This is a genomic window from Rhodococcus sp. ENV425 (assembly GCF_002887785.1).
Classification (GTDB): Bacteria; Actinomycetota; Actinomycetes; order Mycobacteriales; family Mycobacteriaceae; genus Rhodococcus; species Rhodococcus aetherivorans.
This window is the reverse complement of record NZ_PCZU01000267.1, coordinates 18,197-19,615: the sequence shown is the minus strand read 5'-3', so window position 1 is coordinate 19,615 and position 1,419 is coordinate 18,197. Positions and strand designations below refer to the sequence as shown.

General features: G+C 66.6%; 1 protein-coding gene. It reads right to left on the bottom strand.

Features of this window, described 5'->3' with window-relative positions; genetic code table 11:
- Positions 1-39: 39 nt before the first annotated feature.
- Complete coding sequence (locus CQZ88_RS24045; RefSeq protein WP_072636293.1) at positions 40-1,266, bottom strand: acyl-CoA dehydrogenase family protein; 1,227 nt, start codon at positions 1,264-1,266, stop codon at positions 40-42.
- Positions 1,267-1,419: the final 153 nt, after the last annotated feature.

The window sequence follows — 1,419 nt, the reverse complement described above, 5'->3', positions numbered from 1 at the left end:
CCGGGACCCCGGACCGCGCGGCCCGGCCCGGGGTCCCGGTCACTCGGCGAGCAGGCCCTTGGCGATGTGCGTCACCTGGATCTCGTTGCTGCCCGCGTAGATCATCAGCGATTTCGCGTCCCGCGCGAGCTGCTCGACGCGGTACTCGGCCATGTAGCCGTTGCCGCCGAAGAGCTGCACCGCCTCCATCGCCACGTCGGTGGCCGCGCGCGAGGAGTACAGCTTCATGGCCGAGGCCTCGGCCAGGCCGACGGGCTTGCCGGCCTCCGTGCGTTCGATGGCGCTGAACACCATGTTGCGGACGTTGATGCGGGCGATCTCCATCTCGGCGAGCTTGAGCTGGATCAGCTGGAACCGGGAGATCTCCGCTCCCCACAGCTTGCGGGTGCGGGCGTAGTCCTTGCACAGGCGCAGACATTCCTCGATGATGCCGAGGGCCAGGTAGGCGATGCCGATCCGCTCGGCGGCGAAGGATTCGCGCGCGCTCTCCTTGCCGTCGCTGCGGCCACCCTCCTCGGTCTCGCCGAGCAGCCGGTCGCGGGTGATGCGGACGTTGTCGAAGAACAGCTCGCCGGTGGGCGAGGAGTTCATCCCCATCTTCTTGAACGGCGGGCTCTGGGTCAGTCCCTCCATGCCCTTCTCGAGCACGAATGCGAGCACCTTGCGGTCCCGGCGGTCGATGCTCGGGTCGCCCTCGTCGAGCTTGGCGTACACGATGAGGACGTCGGCGTAGGGACCGTTGGTGATGAAGGTCTTCTGCCCGTTGAGGATGTAGTCGTCGCCGTCGCGCCGGACGGTGGACTTCATTCCACCGAAGGCGTCCGACCCGGAGTCGGGTTCGGTGATGGCCCAGGCGCCGACCTTCTCGAAGGTCACCAGCTCGGGCAGCCACCGCTTCTTCTGGGCGAGCGTGCCGCGGCTGCGGATGGTGCCCGCGGTGAGGCCGAGGCTGACGCCCATCGAAGCGACGAGCCCGAGGCTGACCCCGGCGATCTCGCTGTTGAGCAGGGCCGCCATACCGCCGGAGCCCATGCCGCCGCCCGGCTTGGCAGACGACGCCTCGCCGGCCTCCTCCCGGGCGAGGGCCTTGTTGAGGCCGTCGCGGGCCAGCTCGTCGATGCCGAAGGCGGAGAACAGTCTGCGGATGATGTCGTAGGGCGGCAGCTCACCGCTCTCGAGCCGATCCACGTGGGGGCGGATCTCCTTGTCGATGAATCCGCGCAGCGCGTCACGGAACATGAGATCGGTGTCGGACCACTCGTACATGCCTCGAAATATAGAACACGTTCTCGTGTACGTATACGGATCCACGGAACCGGCGGTGACATCGGGCATATTTAGCCTACGATTAGTTAATGCACGATCTATTTGCGTAGACTCCTGGTGTCGCCCCCGCACGAAAGGCCCGAGAGATGCGCA